The sequence below is a fragment of the Vibrio nereis NBRC 15637 genome, from assembly GCF_001591105.1.
Classification (GTDB): domain Bacteria; phylum Pseudomonadota; class Gammaproteobacteria; order Enterobacterales; family Vibrionaceae; genus Vibrio; species Vibrio nereis.
Genome location: NZ_BCUD01000008.1, coordinates 78,346 through 101,064, shown reverse-complemented (window position 1 = coordinate 101,064; position 22,719 = coordinate 78,346). Strand labels below are relative to the sequence as shown.

Annotated in this window: 15 protein-coding genes; 10 read left to right on the top strand and 5 right to left on the bottom strand. The window is 46.9% G+C overall.

Translation table 11 applies throughout. The annotated features are described in order from the left end of the window. The first annotated feature begins 37 nt into the window (after window positions 1-37). The 3 genes from VNE01S_RS10625 to VNE01S_RS10615 all read left to right on the top strand — a co-directional run bounded on the left by VNE01S_RS10625 (window position 38) and on the right by VNE01S_RS10615 (window position 5,468). Complete coding sequence (locus VNE01S_RS10625) at window positions 38-1,855, top strand: ABC transporter ATP-binding protein (protein ID WP_053393874.1); 1,818 nt, start codon at window positions 38-40, stop codon at window positions 1,853-1,855. Then, window positions 1,845-3,575 carry an ABC transporter ATP-binding protein gene (locus VNE01S_RS10620; RefSeq protein WP_053393875.1) on the top strand — a complete coding sequence of 577 codons (1,731 nt, stop codon included), beginning with the start codon at window positions 1,845-1,847 and terminating at the stop codon, window positions 3,573-3,575. The genes VNE01S_RS10625 and VNE01S_RS10620 overlap by 11 nt, the downstream gene beginning before the upstream one ends. Before the next feature lie 222 nt (window positions 3,576-3,797). Beyond that, window positions 3,798-5,468 carry an alkaline phosphatase D family protein gene (locus VNE01S_RS10615; RefSeq protein WP_053393876.1) on the top strand — a complete coding sequence of 557 codons (1,671 nt, stop codon included), beginning with the start codon at window positions 3,798-3,800 and terminating at the stop codon, window positions 5,466-5,468. 75 nt (window positions 5,469-5,543) lie between these two features. On the opposite strand, the gene VNE01S_RS10610 is transcribed toward VNE01S_RS10615, so the two are convergent. After that, complete coding sequence (locus VNE01S_RS10610; protein WP_053393877.1) at window positions 5,544-7,601, bottom strand: PAS domain-containing sensor histidine kinase; 2,058 nt, start codon at window positions 7,599-7,601, stop codon at window positions 5,544-5,546. A 199-nt stretch (window positions 7,602-7,800) separates the two neighbouring features. Here VNE01S_RS10610 and VNE01S_RS10605 point away from each other — a divergent pair, with 199 nt between their 5' ends. From VNE01S_RS10605 to lhgD, 4 genes are all read left to right on the top strand, one after another. Beyond that, on the top strand, window positions 7,801-9,141 hold the full coding sequence (locus tag VNE01S_RS10605) for a sigma-54-dependent transcriptional regulator (RefSeq protein ID WP_156309744.1): 1,341 nt from the start codon (window positions 7,801-7,803) through the stop codon (window positions 9,139-9,141). A 313-nt stretch (window positions 9,142-9,454) separates the two neighbouring features. Further along, window positions 9,455-10,468, top strand: coding sequence for a TAXI family TRAP transporter solute-binding subunit (locus VNE01S_RS10600; protein WP_053393879.1), 1,014 nt, complete (start codon window positions 9,455-9,457; stop codon window positions 10,466-10,468). 101 nt (window positions 10,469-10,569) lie between these two features. Further along, entirely contained in the window at window positions 10,570-12,699 is a 2,130-nt protein-coding gene (locus tag VNE01S_RS10595; protein ID WP_053393880.1) for a TRAP transporter permease, read from the top strand. 25 nt (window positions 12,700-12,724) lie between these two features. Beyond that, window positions 12,725-13,939 carry an L-2-hydroxyglutarate dehydrogenase gene (gene lhgD / locus VNE01S_RS10590; protein WP_053393881.1) on the top strand — a complete coding sequence of 405 codons (1,215 nt, stop codon included), beginning with the start codon at window positions 12,725-12,727 and terminating at the stop codon, window positions 13,937-13,939. A gap of 83 nt (window positions 13,940-14,022) precedes the next feature. Here lhgD and VNE01S_RS10585 read toward each other — a convergent pair whose 3' ends face one another. Beyond that, a complete protein-coding gene (locus VNE01S_RS10585; protein WP_053393882.1) occupies window positions 14,023-14,934 on the bottom strand; it encodes a 1-aminocyclopropane-1-carboxylate deaminase/D-cysteine desulfhydrase in 912 nt (303 codons plus the stop codon). 414 nt (window positions 14,935-15,348) lie between these two features. On the opposite strand from VNE01S_RS10585, the gene psrA reads away from it, so the two are divergent. The 3 genes from psrA (at window position 15,349) to fabV (ending at window position 19,716) form a co-directional block, all read left to right on the top strand. Then, window positions 15,349-15,975 (top strand): TetR family transcriptional repressor PsrA, encoded by a 627-nt coding sequence (gene psrA, locus VNE01S_RS10580; protein ID WP_053393883.1) that lies wholly within the window; start codon window positions 15,349-15,351, stop codon window positions 15,973-15,975. 68 nt (window positions 15,976-16,043) lie between these two features. Further along, entirely contained in the window at window positions 16,044-18,329 is a 2,286-nt protein-coding gene (locus VNE01S_RS10575; protein ID WP_053393884.1) for an acyl-CoA dehydrogenase, read from the top strand. Window positions 18,330-18,513: 184 nt separating this feature from the next. After that, window positions 18,514-19,716, top strand: coding sequence for an enoyl-ACP reductase FabV (gene fabV / locus VNE01S_RS10570; RefSeq protein ID WP_053393885.1), 1,203 nt, complete (start codon window positions 18,514-18,516; stop codon window positions 19,714-19,716). 73 nt (window positions 19,717-19,789) lie between these two features. Here fabV and xthA read toward each other — a convergent pair whose 3' ends face one another. The 3 genes from xthA to VNE01S_RS10555 form a co-directional block, all read right to left on the bottom strand. Then, window positions 19,790-20,596, bottom strand: coding sequence for an exodeoxyribonuclease III (gene xthA / locus VNE01S_RS10565; protein WP_053393886.1), 807 nt, complete (start codon window positions 20,594-20,596; stop codon window positions 19,790-19,792). Window positions 20,597-20,821: 225 nt separating this feature from the next. Further along, window positions 20,822-21,364 carry an OmpA family protein gene (locus tag VNE01S_RS10560; RefSeq protein WP_053393887.1) on the bottom strand — a complete coding sequence of 181 codons (543 nt, stop codon included), beginning with the start codon at window positions 21,362-21,364 and terminating at the stop codon, window positions 20,822-20,824. A gap of 219 nt (window positions 21,365-21,583) precedes the next feature. Then, complete coding sequence (locus VNE01S_RS10555; RefSeq protein ID WP_053393888.1) at window positions 21,584-22,717, bottom strand: cupin domain-containing protein; 1,134 nt, start codon at window positions 22,715-22,717, stop codon at window positions 21,584-21,586. Window positions 22,718-22,719: the final 2 nt, after the last annotated feature.

Sequence of the window (22,719 nt, the reverse complement as noted above, 5' to 3'; positions counted from 1 at the left end):
GTGCATTGTGATTGATGGTTAATGAAGGATGAATACCATGTCTATACCCGAAGACGAACCAGGTTGGCGTTCGCTGTGGAAAATGGCTGCGGTTGAGCGCGGGGCTTTGTATATCTCCATGACGTTTACGGCAGTAGCGGCCCTGCTCGAATTGTTGCCATTTTGGCTGCTGTTTCAGGCAATAGAGTCGGTGTTGGGGCATTATCAAGACACGCTCACCGCGACAGAACTGAAAGCCGCGCTGTATGACTCCGCGTTGTGGATGGCACTCGCTTTAGTCGCCAAAACGCTGGTTTATCTCGTCGCTTATGGGTTTAGTCATAAAGCGGCGTTTGGTGTGCTTACCCATACTCGCCGTGCTCTGGTCACCCGCCTTGCATGGGCGCCTGTAAACTGGTTGCAGGATTACCACTCTGGGCAATTAAAGCTCGCGGCTTTGCAAGATGTGGAACGAGTCGAAAACTTTATTGCCCACCATACGGTCGAAGTATCGGTTTCTGCGATTGGGCCTGTGGTTGTGACTGGCTATTTGATGTGGGTCGATTGGCGTCTCGCGCTGGCGGCTTTGGTAGTATCGCCGCTCGCCGTCCTAAGTTCGATGCTGGTGACTAGAGGAATGGGCTCACTCTTTGAGGACTACCACAAACGTTCCGTTCATTTGAATAACACCACGGTTGAATACCTACGCAATATGCCTGTGATGAAGTTGTTCCAGCAAGATAGTCGTCGATTCAAGATGATGATCGATAGCCTGAGCAATTACTATGGTGTTGTGGCCACCATCACCAAATTTACGGTGCCACGTTGGTCTTTTTATACCAGCCTGTTAGGGGCCAATCTGTTAGTGATTTTGCCAGTTGGCGCTTTTTTATATCAGTCGGGCGAAGTGCGCGTATTGGATATCCTGATGGCGGTTGTTTTGGGGGCAGGAATGCTGCGTCCACTGCTTAAAGTGAGTAATTTTTTCCACGAGATCAAACATATATTGGTCAGCGTAAAGCGACTTGAACCCATATTGACGGCGCCGAGTGTGGAAAATGATAACGCTGCTTGTGATATCGCTTCTCCCTATCAGATAGAGTTCCAAGATGTGTCGTTCAGCTATGGTGAAAGACAAGTTCTTAACGGCGTGAATCTCACCTTACAACATGGCACCACGACGGTTTTAATGGGGCGTTCGGGCGGAGGGAAATCGACCTTAGCGCAATTGCTCGCTGGCTTGTTGTTGCCCGATTCAGGAGACGTGACTCTAAACGGCACATCAGTGTCACAGCTTAGTAGCCAGCAGAGAGCGGCGTTGATAGCCGTTGCGTCGCAGGATGTGTTCCTATTCAAAGGGTCGATACGCGACAACTTGAAGCTGGCCAGGGATGGGATCTCTGACGATGACCTAAACCGAGCAGTGCAGGTGGCTCAGGCGAAAGCGCTAATCAACCGTTTGCCGCAGGGTTTAGATACTGAGCTTCAGGAACAAGGTGTACGCCTGTCTGGAGGGGAAAAACAAAGAATCGCATTGGCCAGAGCATTACTGGCAGATACGCCAATCTTGGTGCTTGATGAAGCGACCGCGTTTGCAGACAGCTTGACCCAAAAGGCCTTTTACCGTGCTTTGAAACACAGCTACCCAGAGAAAACCGTACTGGTGATCGCGCACCGAACTTACGGCTTAGAAGGTGCCGATCAAATCGCGATCATTGAAAACGGCGCGATTGAATCGCTTGGCATTCACACCAAACTACTTGAGTGCAATGAATATTATCAGCAGGTTTGGACGCTTCAGCGTGACAGTGAAAACTGGACGATCGGCGCACGTACACATACGGCAGGGAATAAGGAGGTCGCGTATGAAAACTGATAGTATTTTAAAGGTTGCGCTACGAATTATCAGGCAGAGTGAGCGATCACCTTCTCAATTCATTATTGGTGGAACATGGCGCTTGGTAGAGCGTTTGCTTGATGTGGTGCCCATGCTGGTCTGCTTCTGGTGGTTGCAATCCGTTTTGCTGGCTGGTGAAGCTATCGCTAGCCCTTCAGTCGCCGTATTGGCGGCGGTTTTAGTGTCTATATTTGTTGTGCAGCTGTTTTGCGCCATGCAAGCACACAAGAACAGCTTTTTGGGCAGCTACGCCATCATGGCGGGTTACCGAGAAAAGCTACTGGATCGGGTACACCAGTTGCCGCTGGGTACGCTTTATCGCTATCGAACAGGTCAATTGACCGATATGGCGACGGAAGATGTGGTCAAAATAGAGAACATCTTCACGCACATGATTATCGATCTGTTTACCTCGTTTTTAATACCCTTGCTGCTTCTCGTGGGACTCATGTGGATTGACTGGCGACTCGCGCTGAGCTTTTTAATCTGCCTCCCTGTTGCGTTTGTGGTACTGCAACTGACACGCAAGCTATACGTGCGAATGAGCCAAACGAAGCAAGAGGCCTCACGTGACACATCCGGTTTGATTGTGGAGTTTGTTACCGGCATAAAAACGTTGCGTTTGTACAACAAGGCCGATCTCTGGCTGACTAAATTGTATCGTCAGTTTGATGAGATGGTTCGCTTGTCGATTAAGGTCGAACAGTGGGGAGCTGGCCCTATTGTACTGTATCGTTTACTGATTGAATTTGGCTTGGTGTTTTTCTTACTTGCCTCAGCGAACGCCATCGAGTCCAGTAGCGTAAGCCCACTGACTCTACTGCTGTTTATGCTCTTGGCTTACCGAGTGATTTCGCCACTGCTTGAACTCGGAGAACACCTTTCGGTGCTAAGGTATGCCGTGCAGAGCGAGCAAAAGCTCAATACCTTGTATGAGGAAGAATTGCTGGCAGAACCTGAGCAGGCTGAAGGCGTCAATGAATATACCGTCCGCTTTGAAAACGTAGAGTTTGGCTACGATGACACCACGGTGCTGAACAATGTCAGCTTTACTGCGCCAGCAAAAACGATCACCGCGATCGTTGGGCCATCTGGTAGTGGGAAAAGTACCATCGTTAATTTATTAGCGCGCTTTTACGATCCTAATCAGGGCGATATTGTTATTGGTGATAAAAGTATTCGAGCGATCGGGAGCGAAAAACTTTACGAAAACATCAGCATGGTGTTTCAGCAGGTTCAGTTGTTTGATGGCACGATTATCGACAACGTGCGCATTGGGCGGCCAAGTGCTACCGATGAAGAGGTCTTCGAAGCGTGTCGATTGGCTTACTGTGAGGAGTTTATTCAGCAATTGCCGGATGGATACCACACATCCGTCGGAGAAAGTGGCGCGAGCCTTTCCGGTGGTGAACGTCAGAGGTTGTCGATTGCACGCGCGATACTTAAAGACTCACCGATCATCTTGTTGGATGAGGCTTCAGCCTCGGTCGACGCCATAACGCAGTACCATATTCAGCAGGCGCTAACGGAGCTCGTGAAAGACAAAACCGTCATCATGATTGCCCATCGCTTAAGTACCGTGCGAGACGCAGACCAGATTTTGGTACTGGATGACGGACACATTGTGGAACGCGGCACTCACCAACAACTGCTGAATCATGAAGGTCTTTATGCTCAGTTGTGGTATGCAGGGCAATAAGCGTCATGATAAAGCTCAGCCACGATAGCCAGCAACATCGCTATCGTGGCTTGTTTTATTTCATATACTGTGACTAAAACTGAGTAAAAACACTAAAAATCGTATTTTTGTTACCTTCAGACATGTAATTGTCATATCTGTTTCCTAAGTTATTTGCCTTGGAATAAATACTCATCGACTACGTAAAGTGCGCTGAGTGAATAAAAACAAAGGAAAATAACCATGTCTTTGTCTCGTCGAGACTTTATTAAAGCCGCAACATCAACGGCGGTGGCTACTGGCTTAATCGGTTGTAACTCTGATAGCAGCGAAGTGAGTACTTCTTTTCAACACGGGGTGGCAAGCGGTGACCCGACCCAGACTCAAGTGATCATCTGGACGCGTATTACCACCACGGCCAGCAATGCGGATGTTACTTGGCAAGTATCACCACAATCAGACTTTTCTAACATAGTGCAAAGCGGTGTATTTAACACCGATACCAGCCGTGACTTTACGGTGAAAGTGGATGTGACAAACCTTAACCCAAGCACTCAATACTTTTACCGTTTCATGGTTAGCGATGTGGTCAGCATGACAGGTGTGACCAAAACATTGGCTGAAGGTTCGCTTGACCAAGTCTCGATGGCGGTAGTGTCGTGCGCGAACTATCCGGCGGGGTACTTTAACGTGTACCGCGAGCTCGTAAAGCAGCATGAAAACGCGCCGTTTGATGTGGTATTGCATCTTGGCGATTACATATACGAGTATGGGGATGGTGGTTACGCAACCGAAGACGCTACGAGTATGGGCCGCACGCCAAGCAAAGGCACTGAGTGCGTGACGTTAGACGACTACCGAAAACGATATGCGCAATACCGACAAGATGCCGACTTGCAAGCTATGCATGCGTCGCTACCTATGATCGCTGTGTGGGATGATCACGAGCTGGCGAATGACACTTGGAAAGACGGCGCAGAGAACCATCAAGACACGGAAGGCAGTTTTTATGACAGGCGTGCAGCGGCGGCCGCTGCGTGGGTCGAATGGCTACCAGTCAGGGAAAACACGTTTTCCAATATGTTGATCTACAGACAGTTCTCGTTCGGTAATCTTATTAACTTGATGATGCTGGATACGCGCTTAGTCGGTAGAGATAAACCGCTCGACTACTTCTCGCTGTCGGCACCCACAATGGAAGCGATTGGTGGGTTGGTGGCCGAGTCCAGAAACCCAGCAAGGGAATTGCTTGGCACGGAACAACTGACATGGTTAACACAAAAAATTGCAACGAATAACGCGAAGTGGAATGTGCTTGGGCAGCAAGTGTTGATGTCAAAAATGGAGCTGCCTAGCTCGGTGATGTTGGCGTTATTTAATCTGTTTACCGCCCCCGATGAGCAAAAGCCAGCCGCATTGGCCGGAGTACAAACCGCGATTGGTCATTATCTGGCGGATCCAAGTTCGGACCCAATGTCATTACCTTATAACTTGGATGCGTGGGATGGTTACTACGCGGAAAGAGAACGGGTCTACGCCACGCTAAAACAGAGTGATGCCAACTTTGTCTGTTTAGCAGGGGATACCCACAATGCTTGGACGAGCGAGCTGAAAAACCTTAGCGGGGAGCCGATCGGAGTCGAGTTTGCCACCAATTCGGTGAGCTCGCCGGGTTTAGAAGAGTACTTAGGTTTAGATCCCGCGGTGATTGGCCAGATGGAGTTTGTCTTGCCGTCTCTGGTTCAGGAACTGCAATGGGCGGATATTAAACAGCGTGGCTTTATGCGCGTGAGCTTCACTCAAACCGAAGCGAGCTCGACGTGGTATTTGCTTGATACGGTGAAAGATCAGAATTATCAAGTAACGACAAGAAGTGCATCGACTACCGATGGTGTGACGTTGAACTTAAGCTAATCTATTCCAATTAGAATTATCGCAACAGGCCTAGCAAATAATGTTAGGCCTTTCTTGTTTTTAATCAGCACTCTTTTAATCAGCGAGAGTCAGCTTCAGTATAAAGGTCATCCCTTGCTCGGCGTTATTCTCGGCCAAAATAGTGCCTTGCATATCGCGCACATTATTCGCGGTAATCGCGAGCCCTAATCCAAGCCCTTCACCAATTTTCTTATTGGTATGGAACGGCTCGAAAATGGTGGCTAACTTATCCTCATCCACGCCACAACCGTTATCGGTGACTTGGATAATCGCTTTGTCGTTGTCGCAATGGGCTGCCACGGTGATCTTAGGTGTCGGCTGACCTTTGGTGGCATCAATCGCATTACTGATCAAATTCCCCAGCACCTGTCTCAGGCGCGCTTCTTCTCCCATCACCATCGAAACATCAGAGGCGATTCGCACTCGAATATCTACGTTGTCCAAAGCGGCTTGTTGAATGCGCAACACTTCTTGTAACGCATCAGTAAACGAAACAGGTTGCGGTTTTTCAAGCCGATTAAACGCGAACGATTTAAGCTGAGAGGTCATATTTGCCATACGATCGATCAGCGTATTGACCAGAGCCATGTTGGCTTTGAGCATTTTGGTTTCACCGCGTTCCATCAGTAATTGATTGCTGGAAAGCAGGGTGCGCAACCCCGTCAAAGGCTGGTTGAGTTCGTGGGTGATCGCACTCGACATTCTGCCCAGCGCGGCGAGCTTACTCGCTTCAATCAACTCTTTCTGTGTGCTTTCGAGTTCTTGGGTGCGCTCTTGTACCCGCTGTTGTAAGTGCTTATTGGCATCTTGTAAGGCAATTTCCGCTTTCTTACGCTTACTAATATCAATGATGGTACAGAGGTAATAGTTGGTTGAATCCCAAGGGAACAGGCTGATTGAAAACATAACCGGAAAACAACTGCCATCGCTGCGCCTTGCCATAGTTTCAACGCTGCTGATTTCTGCCAGCTCTTGGTGCTCAGCTAAGTTTTTCAGCAGTTGTAGGGTAGTGGAATTAGGATTACCCGCATCAAACAATTGCCATGCTTGAATATTGCCAATCATTGAATCAGACAGGCTGAAATAGCGTTTTGCCATCAGGTTAATGTCGTGAATGGCCCCGTTTTTATCCAGCAGTAATAAACCCACGTGGGTTTTGTTGATCATGCCAGTCAGGCGTTTCTCTGACTCTTCGATCAGACGTTGGATGCGTTGATTACCGAGCTGTTTTTGGTATCTCTGAAAGCGAATCACCAGCAGAAGCAGCACAAACAAGCAGGCCACCGCCACACTCCAACTCAGCCAGCCTACAGTCTGATAAAGGGATTGTAGCGGGGTTAGGTAAGTTAGGCGCCAGTTTAGGTCATCCAGAGTAACGGATTGAACCAGATATTTTTTACGGTTGAGTTCCCATATCTTAACGTGCGACTGATCATAAAGCGTTTGCGTACTCATCATCTCGTCAATGCTGAAATGTTCATTAAACCAGTCTGCATTGAGTGCGCGGTGGCTGGATAAAAAGAATTGCTGCTGCGCGTTTTGAAACAGGATCACTTCATCATCGGCAAACCATTGATCGGTTAACAGGCTTAGGTCAATTTGCACTACCGCAATGCCGACAATATCGAATTTCAGGTAGATGGGTGCCGCAAGGTAATAGTCTGGTGTGGCGCCTTTGCTTTTTGTTACGACGGAGATGGCTTCGCGCTGAGCATGGATACGCTGAACAATGGTTTCAATGTCTGCTTCACTTAAATTGCGACGTTCAATGCTGGAAGAAAGCACATCGCCACTCGAAGACAGCATATACCAGCCTTTGGTATTGGCGGCTTTATCTAATTGGAGCAACTGCTTTTTAATTTGCGGTTCAAGTGAACCCTCACCTTTAAAGTAGCGCAGGCTAACGTCGTCATTCGTTACCAGAAAGGGGAGGTGGTAGAAACGTTGCAGCGAGCGTCGAGCTTCGCCAATGTAGTTGAGTAAGCGATGTTCGCCTTGTCTTTGTGCTTGTTCCATTTGCCATTGAATAGCGACTTTATGGCTGGAGACTTTCGCCACGCCTATCGCAAAAATAGCGAGAATGATAAACCAGTAACGATTACTACCAACCATCGTTAAAACGTCCTTTACGCGGATAGGGCGCGCTGCTAATTGAGTGAGAAAGCAGAGAAATGAGAAGCAGAAGCTAACAAATAAATAAGAAGTTGTTAAAGGGGCGTTGTTGAGAAGTGAGAGCTAGCTCCTTTTAGAATGGCCTATTTTTACTTACCGTTGGTGACACGAAAATACAGGTCTATAGATGGAATTACATATGACTCGCAGTATTGCTTTGATTGAGGATGATGAAATTGTCCGTCAAGCAACGAGCCAGTGGCTGCAACTTGCAGGCTTTGAAGTTACCACGTTTGAAAACGGAAAAACCGCGTTGGATGAGGTGCTCACCAAAGAGTTTGATACGATCATCACCGATGTCAGACTGCCAGACATCGACGGGATAGAGATCTTAAATCAGATCAAACAGAGCCAGCCAGATTTACCCGTGATTCTGATCACTGGTCATGGCGACGTGGACATGGCTGTCAAGGCACTCCAGCAAGGCGCGTACGACTTTATTGAAAAGCCGTTTGATCCAGAGCGTTTGTCACACACCGTTTCTGAAGCCGTGGAGAAATACAGCCAGGGCCAAGAGCGCCAAAGCCGGTTATCTTATCTCGATAACATCAGTGGTATTGAGCAAGTGTTGATTGGCCGCAGTAAAGTGATGTGTGACCTGCGCGAGCAAATTGTCAAAGTAGCGTCGATTGATACCAATGTCATTATTTATGGCGAAACCGGCTGTGGTAAAGAGCTGGTGGCGACTTGTTTGCATGAGTTTAGTCAAAGACAAAAGCATCCTTTCGTGCCACTTAACTGCGGCGCAATTCCTGAAAACTTGTTTGAAAGTGAGCTGTTCGGCCATGAGGCGGGCGCGTTTACAGGTGCGGCTAAACGGCGGATCGGTAAGTTAGAGTTTGCTGACAAAGGCACCGTGTTTTTAGATGAGATAGAAAGCATGCCACTTTCGATGCAAGTAAAGGTACTGCGCACGCTACAAGATCATGTGGTAGAGCGGGTTGGCGGAAATCAGCAAGTCTCTGTTGATTTGCGTGTGATTTCTGCGGCGAAGCATGACTTACTAAACCATCCGGATTTTCGTCAGGATCTTTTCTATCGTCTTAATGTGGCACAGCTGCACTTACCACCACTCAGTGAGCGCGAAGATGACGCCTTGCTGCTGTTTGAACATTTCACCCAAGAGGCCAATCCAGAGACTCGCCAAGCAAGCGAAGCAGATAGGCATGCATTGCTGTCTTACGCTTGGCCGGGCAATGTGCGAGAGCTTCGCAATGTTGCAATTCGTTTTGCGCTGGATGAAATGCTGACAGTGGGTGAAATTCTATCTTGCCGTCCTAACACCACCACGGAAGCGTCGTCTGCCGGAGTGCCACTGGCGGTTCAGGTGCAAAGCTTTGAACGTAAAGTGATTCATGACGCGTTGGTGCGTCATCAAGGTCGTATTAATGAAGTGATGCAAGAGCTAGATTTACCACGACGCACACTGAATCAGAAAATGGTGCGTTACGCGCTGAATCGCAGTGATTACGTCAGTTAAATCTCCGCAGAGAACTAAAAATAGGCATGAGCAAAATTTTGCTCATATCAAAAACGACATTTTTATTAACATTGATCACAAATAATTCATTTGTGTGACATATCTTCCTCTTTCTCACCGTTAATACATCAATACGATGAGCCATTTTTTGCTTATAGCGAACAATGCAGATAAGCAAGAAATGGCTTGTTTTTAGATGATTAAAAGACAAGGTTCAATAAAATCAATGACTTAAAAATTGGCACCGGTTTTGCTCTATAGCGATTGTTGTTAACAAAAACATAACGTGAATAACTCTACATGGAGAGTAATGATGAAATACAACAAGTTAGTGAAAACTCTGGCTATCGCTATGGCTTCTTTTGGTCTTTCAGCTAACGTTGCTGCCGCGGACGAACGCAGCTACATTTTGGCGACGGCATCGACTGGTGGTACTTACTACCCAGTAGGTGTGGCCCTTGCCACGCTAAGCAAAGTAAAAGTTGCGCCTAAACATCATTTCTCGCTTTCTGCGATCAGCTCTGCAGGGTCAGGTGAGAACGTAAAAATGCTCAATGAAAACGAAGCACAATTTGCTATTTTGCAGGGCCTATATGGAGCTTGGGCCTGGACGGGTCAAGGTCCTTACGCAAAATCAGGCAAGCAAGAGAAACTACGTTCAGTGTCGATGCTATGGCAAAACGTCGAGCACTTTATCGTTCGTTCTGATCTCACAAAGTCTGGCACGATCAGTGATTTGACTAACTTAGAGGACAAGAAGTTCTCGATTGGTAAGAAAAACTCGGGGACAGAAAACTCGGGGCGCCAAATCATGAAAGGCGTATCGGTCGACCCAGACAAATTTAACTTGGCATACATGGGTTATGGCGGCAGCGCGAGTGCTCTGCAAAATGGCACGATTGACGGTATGAACACTCCTGCGGGCGTACCTGTTGGTGCAGTAACACAAGCGTTTGCTGCGCTAGGCAACGACATCCAAATCCTGTCATTTACCGATGAGCAAATCAAAAAAGCCAATGGTGAGTTTGATTTATGGACCAAGTATGAGATCCCAGCCAATACTTACCCAGGTGTTGATAAGCCTATTACCACCATCGCTCAACCGAACTTTTTAGCCGTTCGAGATGATATCTCGGAAGAAGATGTATACCAGCTAACGAAAACGATCTACGAAAACCTACCATTCCTGCAAGGTATCCACAAAGCAACCAAAGCAATGGCGATTGAAAAAGCGTTGTCTGGCTTACCTTTACCTCTACACCCTGGTGCAGCGCGTTATTACAAAGAAGTGGGCATTGAAGTCCCATCACAACTGGTCATCAACTAACTGATGAATCGTTACGCCCTTAACATATAAGGGCGTACCCCTCTTATTGTTGTCTTTTTATATTTCTCCGGCGTTTGTGCGGCGGGGCATTGGAGTGTGTTATGAGCGATTCGTTGCAGCAGGAACTACAAAAGTTTGAACTGCCAACTCGGACGGATTTCCCGTGGATTGGTAAAGCGATTACCGCTTTAGGTGTGGTGATCTCACTACTGCATATTTATTTTAATACCTTATCAACCTTACCAGAGCTTTGGGTTTCAGCGACTCACTTTGCTGGCTTTGCTATTATCTGTGCCCTGTGGTATCCGGCTCACATTTCATTAAAGCGAAGCAAAGTCGCACTCGCCGTGGATATCGTTATCGCGATAGGGGCGCTGGCTTGTCTTATTTATATTCCTTTCGCAGAAGATGCGTTGTACGAGCGCGGCGTGAAGTTCGTTGCCAGTGACTGGTTCTTTGCGATTCTGGCCATTGCCATTGTGATCGAGCTGATTCGTCGCACCATGGGCTGGTTTATTCCGGTACTTATCCTTGTCTGTCTGAGCTACGTAGTGCTTTGGGGGCAATGGGCGAGTGGTATTTTCCATTTTCCGGGTCTGAGCTTAGAAACTTTGCTGTATCGTAGCTTTTACTCATCTGAAGGCATGTTTGGTTCTATTTCGCGCATCAGTTGGACGTTTGTCTTCATGTTTATCCTCTTTGGTGCCTTCTTGGTACGCTCGGGTGTTGGGGATTACATCATAGATGTCGCGCGTGCTGCTGCGGGGAAAATTGTTGGTGGCCCTGGCTTTATCGCCGTGATTGGCTCAGGCCTGATGGGCTCGGTATCGGGCTCAAGTGTGGCAAACACGGTTTCAACCGGTGTAATTAGTATCCCACTAATGCAAAAAGCGGGTTTCCCTTCGCGCTTTGCTGCAGGTGTTGAAGCAGCCGCTTCTACTGGTGGTCAGTTAATGCCACCCGTGATGGGAGCAGGCGCGTTTATCATGGCCTCTTACACACAAATCCCTTACGTGGATATCATCGCGGTTTCGTTTGTGCCTGCGTTGGTGTATTTCCTATCGGTCGCGTTTTTTGTTCGTATTGAAGCAAAGCGCAGCGGCGTGCAGAAAGTCACCACGAGTACTGAGCCTTTGCTGAAGGTGCTACTTTCTGGCTGGCATAACCTGATCCCACTGGCTGTATTGGTGACATTGCTGGTACAGGGGTTCACGCCAACGTATGCGGCTGGCATTTCCATTTTGTCCGTTGTGGTGGCGTCTTGGTTCTCCAAAAATCACAAAATGGGCCCTAAAGCGATCATTGAAGCACTGTCTCAAGGCGCTAAGAATATGGCAACCACAGCCGTTCTGCTGGTTGGGATCGGTTTGGTGATCAACGTGATTAGTACCACGGGCATCGGCAATACCTTTTCGCTGATGATTGATGGCTGGGCAAATGGCGATCTGTTTATCATGATCCTGCTGATCGCACTGGCATCACTGGTGTTAGGTATGGGCTTACCAGTAACAGCAGCGTACATTGTACTGGGCACGCTGTCAGCTCCTGCACTGTATAAGCTATTGGCAGAAAGCCAACTGCTTGATCTGATGACGTCAGGCCAATTGCCAGAGCAAGCCAAAGCGATCTTTATGCTGGCGGCACCTGATCAGTTGGATCTGCTTAACGCTCCAATGGCGATCGAAACCGCAAAAGAGATGCTTGGGAAAGTGCCGGCTGACTTTATGGATACGCTACTTGAGCAAAGTTTAGGTCTAGAAGCCGTAGGTTTGGCACTGTTGTCTGCACACTTGATTATTTTCTGGTTGTCTCAAGACAGTAACGTAACACCACCAGTATGTTTAACGGCATTTGCCGCGGCGACAATTGCCAAAACGCCCCCAATGCGCACAGGCTTAATGGCTTGGAAGATAGCCAAAGGCTTGTACTTAGTGCCGTTGTTAATTGCCTACACGAACCTAGTGAGCTGGGATGTGACCTCAGTTCTTATCACAGGTGGCTTTGCCATCATTGGTACTTACGCGTTTATTGCGGCGATCGAAGGCTACTTAGAAGGCGAGATTAACTGGCTTATCCGCGTAGCGCTTGTCGCTGCGGGGCTCGCATTAGTATGGCCAGACGTAGCTATTTGGATTCGCTTGGCGTGCAGCGTATTCTTTGTTGGTGTGTTTATCTACAGTGGCCGCAGCGCCAATGTAAAAGTCGCGAACTCGGTCGCTAAACCTGTGTGATGATAGAAATGGATTTAGGAATCTTATGAACGCAATGTACGATTATATTATTGTCGGTGGTGGGATCGTGGGTGTTTCCACCGCATGGCAACTGCAACAGGCTTATCCGAATAAGTCGATTCTATTGATTGAAAAAGAATCAGGCTTTGCTAAGCACCAGACAGGACACAATAGCGGCGTGATTCATGCGGGGGTGTACTACGCGCCCGGTAGCCTCAAAGCGGATTTCTGTAAGCGCGGCGTTGAAAAAACTATCGACTTCTGCGCCAAGCACAACATTCCGGTTGAGAACTGCGGGAAACTGCTGGTGGCCACCAACAACGCGGAAATGGAACGCATGAACGCTTTGTATAAACGCTGCCATGAAAACGGTATTGATGTAGAGCTACTTGATCAGGCTCAGTTGAAGCTCGCGGAACCAAACATCACCGGGCTAGGTGCCATTTTGGTCAAATCGACCAGTATTGTGAACTATAAGAAAGTCACTGAAATGATGGCGCAAGAGTTCATCAATATTGGTGGTCAGGTAAGTTTAGGCACAGAAGTCATCGCGGCGAAAGAACTAGCTGAAGAAGTACAATTGACCTGTAAAGTGGATGGCCAAACAATGCAAATCAACGGCCGCTTTATGATCACTTGCTCGGGGTTGATGGCGGATCGCATGACTAAGATGCTGGGCATTGAGACAGATTTCCAGATTGTTCCGTATCGCGGTGAATATTACCTATTGGATGAGAAACACAATCAAGTGGTGAATCACCTTATTTATCCAATCCCGGATCCTGAATTGCCGTTCTTGGGCGTTCACCTAACGCGTATGATTGACGGTACGGTAACCGTTGGCCCAAACGCGGTACAAGGTTGGAAACGAGAAGGGTATGGCGCGGTTAACTTTAGCTTGAAAGATACCTGGCAGATGCTGAACTTTTCAGGTTTTTGGAAGGTAACCGCTAAGCATTTACAAACGGGATTGGTAGAGTTTAAAAACTCATGGTGGAAACCAGGCTACCTAAAGTTGGTCAACAAATATTGCCCGAGTATTCAAGTGAGCGATTTAAAACCTTATCCAGCTGGCATTCGTGCACAAGCTGTGATGAAAGACGGCACCTTGGTACACGATTTTCTGTTTGCTGAAAGTCCAAGAAGTTTGCATGTGTGTAACGCACCTTCACCTGCGGCGACTTCTGCGATGCCGATTGGTGAATACATCTGCGAAAAAGTGATGGAGAAAAACACCTAAGCAGTCGTTGAAGTGCGCGAACGAAAAAGCCAGCTAACACAAATAGCTGGCTTTATTGTTTTGCTTGATCATCAACGGGCGAATTAGTTTTCCGCGCTTGGCGACAGCCCGTATTTTCGCTCATAACGGGGCAGCATACTTTCATTGCCCATTAATCCGCCTTGATGCAAATAAATCAAAGTTTTGTGTGAGTTATCTGCATGCCAAGGCTTTAGGCATTGCCACATCAGAGGATCATAGAGCAGATCAAATTCGATGTGCGTCTGTGCGAGCAGTTCGGCCCACGTGACGTAATCCTGTTTGTAGATATTGCCAAAGTGATGCTTTCTAGGCAGTTCCAATATGGTTGGAAAGCTTGTCTCACCTAACTCCATAAACTGCTGCTCTAGGTAGTATTTGCCGCCTACACAAGGACAGGTGATGACTTCAATACCATGAGGGTTCAAATATTTGTGTAGATACAGCGCTGTCGTACCTGTACCAGATGGTAGGGCAACCACGAATTCAGAACGGCTTTCGAATCGAGTCCAAGTCAAAATTTCACTCGCGAGTTGCTTTATGCCTGATTCTGCGTGTCTAAAGCGTCCACCCTCTGGCACGACCAAACAGCTATCGTCTGGTTGGCGAACTTGCTCAATATACTCTCTAGGGTGCAGACCTGATTCATCCACCTTTTTAATCTTCGCCCCTAAATCCAGCGCAGCACGATAATTCCCTTTCGGATTTTCGACTAACCAACTCGGAATGTGGTCGACATAAAATTCAAATGCCCAACCTTTGATCGCAGCAAGTGCGGAAAGTGAATACATCGCATTCGACTGAACGCTGCCGTAGCTGATCAAAGTTTGGATATGGTCGAGGGGCTGTTCGAGCAAGGCCATGAACTTACGCGCTTTATTACCGCTGAAGTGGCTGTGTAGTTGGTCATCTCGTTTGAGGTAAAACAAGATGTCGTCAAATTCATGCTGGGTGGTGGGCGTATCGGTAAGTTTCATAACCGCAGTACTTTCAGGAAATAAGCCGCATATTTTACCGAAAAATGCCGACTAAGCTCAATAATGATAGTGATTTACGACAGAGAATAAAAAAAGCCCAGAGCAATCTGGCTCTGGGCGGATACAAATATAGGAGTTAATAAGAAAAAGCAGCGTAAATTCATAGCGTCAGTAAGAAAACAGTTTAGACGGCCTGTAAACTTATATCATGCTCTGCTATCTACACTTATTCAGACTGGCACTTCTTCATTCAGTTCCCTACCAAGCGAAAAAAATTCAATTTTTTTTCTTCTTAATGAAATTGACCAAAATATATTCTGGTCTGACCAATAAGTAAAAATGTGATGTTAATGACTTGTTGTTTAAATGTGTCGGTTGTATATTTTAAACAGGTGTTTAATACGAGTGATTAAGATGGCGGGCAGAAACAGTACCAAAGAAAAAATTTTAGATGTTGCCGAAGCTCTCTTCGCAGAACACGGCTTTAAAGATACTTCTCTGCGCACCATCACAAGTAAAGCAGGGGTGAACCTTGCGTCGGTGAACTACCACTTTGGTGATAAGAAAACCTTGGTTAGGGCGGTACTCAACCGGTATTTAGAGGCGTTTATGCCAGCGGTGCAGGACTCGCTGATTAACCTCAATCTAAATGACAGCTACAAGATGGAAGATGTGTTTGAGTCTATGCGCTCACCGCTTTGGTCTTTGAACGATGTGCGTCCTAACGGAACCAGTCGTTTTATGTTGTTGATTGGCAGAGGCTATACCGATGTTCAGGGCCACCTGCGCTGGTTCATTACCACACGTTATGAAGATACGTTGTCACTTTTTAACAACTCGGTGATGAAGGCTAATCCCAAATTAACGCAAGAAGAGTTGTTTTGGCGTTTGCACTTTACGTTGGGCACGTGTGTTTTCACGATGGCATCAAGCCAGGCACTACTTGAGATTGCAGAGAACGACTATGGCAAGCAAATGGATGCGAAGTCAGTTGTCGATCAATTAATACCATTTTTAGCAGCAGGCGTGGCTGCAGACTGAGTTGTAACAAGAAATACGCATAGAACAAAAATAAATTGGACCACAACGGTGAACAAAAGGATCTGACTATGAGCTCTCTAAGAAGAAAATGGGTAAGTGACCCGGCTTTCAAATTGTTTAAGAAAGTACTACCACCCTTATCCAGCACAGAGAAAGAAGCAATGGAAGCGGGCAGCGTGTGGTGGGATGGAGAGTTATTCTCGGGTCATCCTGATTTCAACAAGCTTCATCATTACCCTAAACCAGCTCTGACAGCGGAAGAGCAGTCCTTTATGGATAACGAGCTAGAAACGCTGTTGGCGATGCTGGACGATCATAAAATCGTCAAAGAGGATCGCGATTTGCCCAAAGAAGTTTGGGATTACCTGCGTAAAGAGCGTTTCTTCTCTCTGATTATTTCGAAAGAGTACGGCGGTCGTGCGTTCTCTTCACTGGCAAACTCCACCATCGTTTCTCGCATCGCAACGCGCAGTATCAGTACCGCAGTCACGGTGATGGTACCTAATTCTCTTGGCCCGGGTGAGCTGCTTTCTCATTACGGTACGCAAGAGCAGAAAGATTACTGGTTGCCTCGCTTAGCAGACGGTACCGATATCCCTTGTTTTGCACTGACGGGGCCAGAGGCAGGATCGGATGCGGGCGGTATCCCTGATGAAGGTATTGTTTGTTACGGTGAACACGAAGGCAAAGAAGTGCTTGGTGTTCGAGTGAGCTGGAACAAACGTTACATTACTTTGGCACCGGTAGCGACTGTGCTTGGTTTGGCATTCAAAATGTACGATCCAGATGGTCTGATGGGTGATAAGAAAGACATCGGGATTACTTGCGCGCTCATCCCAGCTGATCATAACGGGGTCGAGATTGGGGAGCGTCATGATCCAATTGGCCTCGCGTTTATGAACGGACCAACCCGTGGTGAAGATGTGTTTATCCCTATGGATTGGCTCATCGGTGGTCAAGAATACGCCGGTAAAGGCTGGCGTATGCTGGTGGAATGCTTATCAGCTGGTCGTGGTATTTCTTTGCCCGCTCTAGGCGCTGCGATTGGTCATTTAACCTCTCGAACCACAGGCGCATACTCTTACGTACGTAAGCAGTTTGGTATGTCGATTGGTAAGTTTGAAGGTGTCGCTGAGGCTTTGGGCCGCATTGGTGGTCTAACTTACTTGCTTGAAGCGACTCGCACACTGACCACCACTTCACTGGACCTGAAAGAGAAGCCGGGTATTGTCACCGCGATTGCTAAATATCACATGACAGAGATGGCGCGTACCATTCTTGACGATTCTATGGATATCCACTCGGGTCGTGCGATTCAAGACGGGCCGATGAACTATCTGGCGACGCACTATCTCGGTATTCCAGTCGCGATTACGGTTGAAGGCGCGAATATTTTGACCCGTAACCTGATGATCTTTGGCCAAGGTGCAACACGCTGTCACCCATACGTGTTGAAAGAGATGGAAGCCGCGGCAAACCCTGATGAAAAACAGGGTGCAAAAGAGTTTGATAAGCTGCTGTTTAAGCATATTGGTCACGCAACGAAGAATACCTTTGGTGCGTTTGGTGCGGCGCTGACGGGATCTCGCTTTATCAAAGCAGGCATGAGCGGCCCAACGCAGCCTTATTACAAAGAGATGACGCGCCTTAGTCGGGCGTTAGCGGTCAGTGCGGATATCGCAATGGCAACATTGGGTGGCGATCTGAAACGTAAAGAGATGATCTCAGCAAGGCTGGGGGACGTGCTTGCGCACCTTTACATGGCATCTGCGGCACTGAAGAAATACGAAGACGAAGGTCGTCAGCAAGAAGACTTAAACTATGTGCATTATGCCGTTCAACATTGTCTATACAGCGCGGCGAAATCACTGCAAGAAGCGTTTGCTAACTACCCGCAAAAATCGGTTGGACGTTTGCTGAAAGTGTTGATCTTCCCACTTGGTAACCATTATCAAAAACCGAGTGACAACTTAACACTTAATATTGCAGAAAGCCTAATGACACCAGGCGCGCATCGAGACCGATTAACGCATCTTTGCTACATCGGCAAAGACGAAGATGACAGTGTTGGCCTGATGGAAAATGCGTTTTTGGCAATGCACGGCATTAAGAGCCTAGAACGTAAGCTGATGACAGCCGCCAAAGAAGGCAAAGTAGCGCGTAAAGGGCTATTGAAAGATCGACTTGCTCAGGCGTTGGAAGCGAACGTATTAACGCAGGAAGAAGTGGATAAAATCCTGAAAGCGGAGGCTTTGCGTTACAAAGCAATACAAGTGGATCACTTTAGTCACGACTTTAGCGAAGTGAGGACACACGACCAAGAAGTAAAGCGCAAACTTGATAGCGTCGCTTAAATCAAACACTTTGCTATCATAAAGAACAGAAAGGCATCAATTGTGATGCCTTTCTTTGTTTTGTTCAAGGTGGCTACCTAAAAGTGATCCAACCACTTGCATTTTGGCGACATTTTTACAGAAATTAGATGCGATCTGGCGGTGAACCTTTTATCCTAGCGGGGTTTTGTAAAGGAAGTTGAATATGATCATCAAACCTAGAATTCGTGGATTTATCTGTACCACAACGCACCCAGTGGGTTGTGAAGCAAACGTAAAAGAACAAATTGCTTACACAAAAGCGCAAGGCCCAATCAAAAACGCACCTAAGCGCGTGCTTGTTGTCGGTGCTTCAAGTGGCTACGGTCTATCTTCTCGTATCGCTGCGGCATTTGGTGGCGGTGCATCAACTATCGGTGTTTTCTTTGAAAAAGAAGGTACTGAGAAGAAGCCTGGTACAGCGGGTTTCTACAACGCAGCAGCATTTGAAAAGCTAGCGCGTGAAGAAGGTCTGTACGCAAAAAGCCTAAACGGCGACGCTTTTTCAAACGAAGCGAAACAGAAAACAATCGAGCTGATCAAAGAAGACCTAGGTCAGATCGATATGGTGGTTTACTCACTGGCTTCTCCAGTACGTAAAATGCCAGAGACAGGTGAACTGGTTCGTTCATCTCTAAAACCAATCGGTGAAACTTACACATCAACAGCGGTTGATACCAACAAAGATGTGATCATCGAAGCAAGCGTAGAGCCAGCAACAGAAGAAGAGATCAAAGACACTGTAACCGTAATGGGCGGTGAAGATTGGGAACTTTGGATGAATGCTCTTTCTGAAGCAGGCGTTCTGGCTGAAGGTTGTAAGACCGTGGCGTACAGCTACATCGGTACTGAGCTTACTTGGCCAATCTACTGGGATGGCGCGCTAGGTAAAGCGAAAATGGACCTAGACCGTGCAGCAGCAGCGCTTAACGAGAAGCTTGCAGCAACTGGCGGCAGCGCAAACGTAGCAGTTCTTAAGTCTGTTGTGACTCAGGCAAGTTCTGCAATTCCAGTTATGCCTCTTTACATCGCAATGGTGTTCAAGAAGATGCGTGAAGAAGGCGTACACGAAGGTTGTATGGAACAAATCTACCGTATGTTCAGCGAGCGTCTATACAAAGAAGACGGCAGTGCAGCAGAAGTAGATGAAGTGAACCGTCTACGTTTGGATGACTGGGAACTGCGTGATGACATTCAACAGCATTGTCGTGAGCTGTGGCCACAAATTACCACTGAAAACTTAAAAGAGCTAACTGACTACGTTGAGTACAAAGAAGAGTTCTTGAAGCTATTTGGCTTTGGCGTTGACGGTGTGGATTACGAAGCAGACGTAAACCCAGCCGTAAAAGCTGATTTCATCGCTATCTAATCAGTGGTATTAGTTAGAGAATTAAAAATCCGGTGCATGCACCGGATTTTTTGTATCTAGCTGTCTAGAAAAATTACTGGAACGTTGACCAGATAGGCGCGTGATCAGATGGCTTTTCAATACCACGTAGCTCGTAGTCGATGTCAGATTCAACACACTTCGCTGCCAATTTAGGTGTTGCAAGAATCACATCAATACGCAGGCCTCGGTTATCATCAAAACCGCGAGAGCGGTAATCAAACCACGAAAAACGATCATTCACATCCGGATGGATCTGACGGAACGTATCAACAAAACCCCAATCCATTAACGTCTTTAACCATTCACGCTCAATAGGCTGGAATGAACATTTACCCGTTTTCAACCAGCGTTTGCGGTTTGGCTCGCCGATACCGATGTCTGAATCAATCGGGCTGATGTTAATGTCACCCATTACGATCAGTTGTTCTTCGCTGGTGTGGTGCTCATTCAAGTAGCCCATAAGGTCTTGGTAAAACTGACGTTTGTACGGGAATTTAGTCTCGTGGCTGATGTTGTCGCCTTGCGGGAAGTAACCATTCAGTACTGTTACTTTCTCGCCATTTTCATCTTCAAACGTTGCCATGATCATACGTTTTTGATGTTCTTCATTATCAGTAGGGAAGCCTTTCTGAATTGATATAGGCTCTTTTTTACACAGCATCGCGACGCCGTAGTGCGCTTTCTGTCCGTGGAAGTAAACCTTGTAGCCCATCGCTTCAACAGCGTCGATCGGGAAGGCCTCGTCGTGAACTTTGATCTCTTGAAGACCGATAACATCGGGCTGATGTTTATCAATTACCGCCTGCAGTTGGTGTAAGCGAGCACGCAGGCCATTGATGTTGAAAGAAATTACTTTCATCCCAAATCCTTAGTTGTTAATGATTCTAATTGGCATAGCGTGGGATTTTATCATCTTCTGACGTGACAAACATTACTCATTAAACTGCTAGTTGGACTTATTACCGCTGTACTCACGGCTTTCAATTGGTCGTTCAACCACAGTTCGGTAAGGTAGAAATAATTCTGAAAGGATGGGGGACGAATACCGCGAGCTTAAGGCTGAGTAAAGCTCGCGGTTTGTGTCTTAAATTTTTGGGGTGATACGCAACTCAATTCGGCGGTTTTCTTCGCGCCCTTGGCGTGTTGCATTATCAGAAATAGGAGCTTTCTCACCAAATCCAAATGCGCCTACACGTGCTTCATCGACGCCTTGATTGATAAAGAACAAAGCAACAGATTCAGCTCGCTGCATGGATAGCTTTTTGTTGTATTCGTCTGAGCCAGAGCTATCTGTATGACCACCGATGAACACTTGTGATTTTGGCAGGTCAACGAGTAAAGCGGAAAGTTGCTTCAATACAAGTTTACCTTCGGGCAAGACTTCAGAGCTATTGTAAGCAAAGCTATGGTCGCCTTTTAGCTGAATAACAATTTGCTGATCAATTTTTTTGACTTTACCAATTGTTTCGTCGATAACGATGGCCATGGCGCGTTCATAATTTTGGTCCAAAACTACGTTAAACTCGCTCGGGGTGACAACATTAGAGTGGCTTGGGGCCTGTTGCTGGGCGCAGCCTGCCGCTACAAAAGCAAATAAACAGGTTACGCCCAATTTTAAGTTGCGCATAAATAGTACCTTATGAATAAAATTAAAGGTTTAATCTAGCAATTTATGCGTCTGGGTGTTTATGGGTGGGAGTTTCTATGGATAGCCTTCACAACAACGCATTGTTGGTTGTCGCTACAAAACAAAAACATAAGATTTGCTTCTAAAGTTCTAGCTTTATTGAGAGTCCCAATAATTAGAAGGTGTATCCAATATGGCCGGTAGGACTCTCTAATTCCTCTAATCTAAATACCAGTAACCTTTGCTTAGCAAGGTACAAATCAACGCTAAACCATCTTCGGTTAGCGAGTGCTCTATATCCTCCAAGCCGATCTCATCCTGGTTACATAGTAGCTGAGTTAATTGAGGAGAGGCGGAGGAAAACTGTTCGCCATTTACATACAAACAGGTAGCATCTTGCTGATGGTACAAGGCCCGTATGCCGGAAACTTTTCTAATATAACCTGATTGATTGAGATGTGCATGAAGCTCTTCTGTAGGAAGAAGTTCGTCTGGTTCTACCACATCAAGATGATGACGAGATTGGCTTAACATACCACCCAAAAACCTAGAGATATCTTTCTCTGAATCGAGTGCTGATCTGAGCATCTTGGTAAGGTGCTCAAGATCAGTTGTTAGTACTTCACCATAATGAGGTTGAGTTTGCATCTCTGGATTGTGCAAATGCACGTCACCTTTGTCGTTGGCTAACACATAGTCTGCGAAGTTACTCAACAGCTCTTGCTCTTTAGGCGAACGAAAACCTAGCGAATAACTCATGCTCGGCTCAATGGTATTACCTTCGTGCGGAAAGCCTGGCGGGATATAAAGGATATCGCCGGGCAGTAATACTTCGTCAATAATCGCATCAAATCCTTCGATTTGCCTTAAAGCGCCTGCTTGAACGGATTCTTTGTACTGGCCTTTATCGATATCGCCGACACGCCAACGACGTTTGCCACTGCCTTGAACAATAAACACATCATATTGATCGATGTGCGGTCCGACGCCACCTTCTGGAGCTGAAAAACACACCATCAAGTCGTCAAATAGCCATTGTGGGAGTTGTTTAAACGGCTCAACAAGCTCCGCTGCACCCAAATGCCAGTGGTTACATGCCTGCACCACAAGTTGCCAGTGGCTCTCTTCCAAATTATCGAACAGTGACTCAGGGAGAGGACCATGCTTTGCTTGCCATTGACCGTTTTTGTTGGAGATAAATCGAGAGTCGATTTCCTCTTCCAACGCTAAGCCCGCGAGTTCATCTGGGCTGATAGGGTCTTCAAAGTTGCTGAAGCCTTGTTTAATCACGGTAGGCTTTTTATGCCAAAACTCAGACAAAAACTGGTCCATATCGAAGTTGAGCTGATACATGG

Bases quoted from the DNA above. Each gene is read 5' to 3' on its own strand.
- VNE01S_RS10615 (WP_053393876.1), top strand. From the start codon at position 3,798: ATGTCTTTGTCTCGTCGAGACTTTATTAAAGCCGCAACATCAACGGCG.
- VNE01S_RS10560 (WP_053393887.1), bottom strand. From the start codon at position 21,364: ATGCGCAACTTAAAATTGGGCGTAACCTGTTTATTTGCTTTTGTAGCG.
- VNE01S_RS10595 (WP_053393880.1), top strand. From the start codon at position 10,570: ATGAGCGATTCGTTGCAGCAGGAACTACAAAAGTTTGAACTGCCAACT.
- fabV (WP_053393885.1), top strand. From the start codon at position 18,514: ATGATCATCAAACCTAGAATTCGTGGATTTATCTGTACCACAACGCAC.
- VNE01S_RS10610 (WP_053393877.1), bottom strand. From the start codon at position 7,601: ATGGTTGGTAGTAATCGTTACTGGTTTATCATTCTCGCTATTTTTGCG.
- VNE01S_RS10600 (WP_053393879.1), top strand. From the start codon at position 9,455: ATGAAATACAACAAGTTAGTGAAAACTCTGGCTATCGCTATGGCTTCT.
- psrA (WP_053393883.1), top strand. From the start codon at position 15,349: ATGGCGGGCAGAAACAGTACCAAAGAAAAAATTTTAGATGTTGCCGAA.
- lhgD (WP_053393881.1), top strand. From the start codon at position 12,725: ATGAACGCAATGTACGATTATATTATTGTCGGTGGTGGGATCGTGGGT.
- VNE01S_RS10555 (WP_053393888.1), bottom strand. From the start codon at position 22,717: ATGTATCAGCTCAACTTCGATATGGACCAGTTTTTGTCTGAGTTTTGG.
- VNE01S_RS10605 (WP_156309744.1), top strand. From the start codon at position 7,801: ATGACTCGCAGTATTGCTTTGATTGAGGATGATGAAATTGTCCGTCAA.
- VNE01S_RS10620 (WP_053393875.1), top strand. From the start codon at position 1,845: ATGAAAACTGATAGTATTTTAAAGGTTGCGCTACGAATTATCAGGCAG.
- VNE01S_RS10585 (WP_053393882.1), bottom strand. From the start codon at position 14,934: ATGAAACTTACCGATACGCCCACCACCCAGCATGAATTTGACGACATC.
- VNE01S_RS10575 (WP_053393884.1), top strand. From the start codon at position 16,044: ATGAGCTCTCTAAGAAGAAAATGGGTAAGTGACCCGGCTTTCAAATTG.
- VNE01S_RS10625 (WP_053393874.1), top strand. From the start codon at position 38: ATGTCTATACCCGAAGACGAACCAGGTTGGCGTTCGCTGTGGAAAATG.
- xthA (WP_053393886.1), bottom strand. From the start codon at position 20,596: ATGAAAGTAATTTCTTTCAACATCAATGGCCTGCGTGCTCGCTTACAC.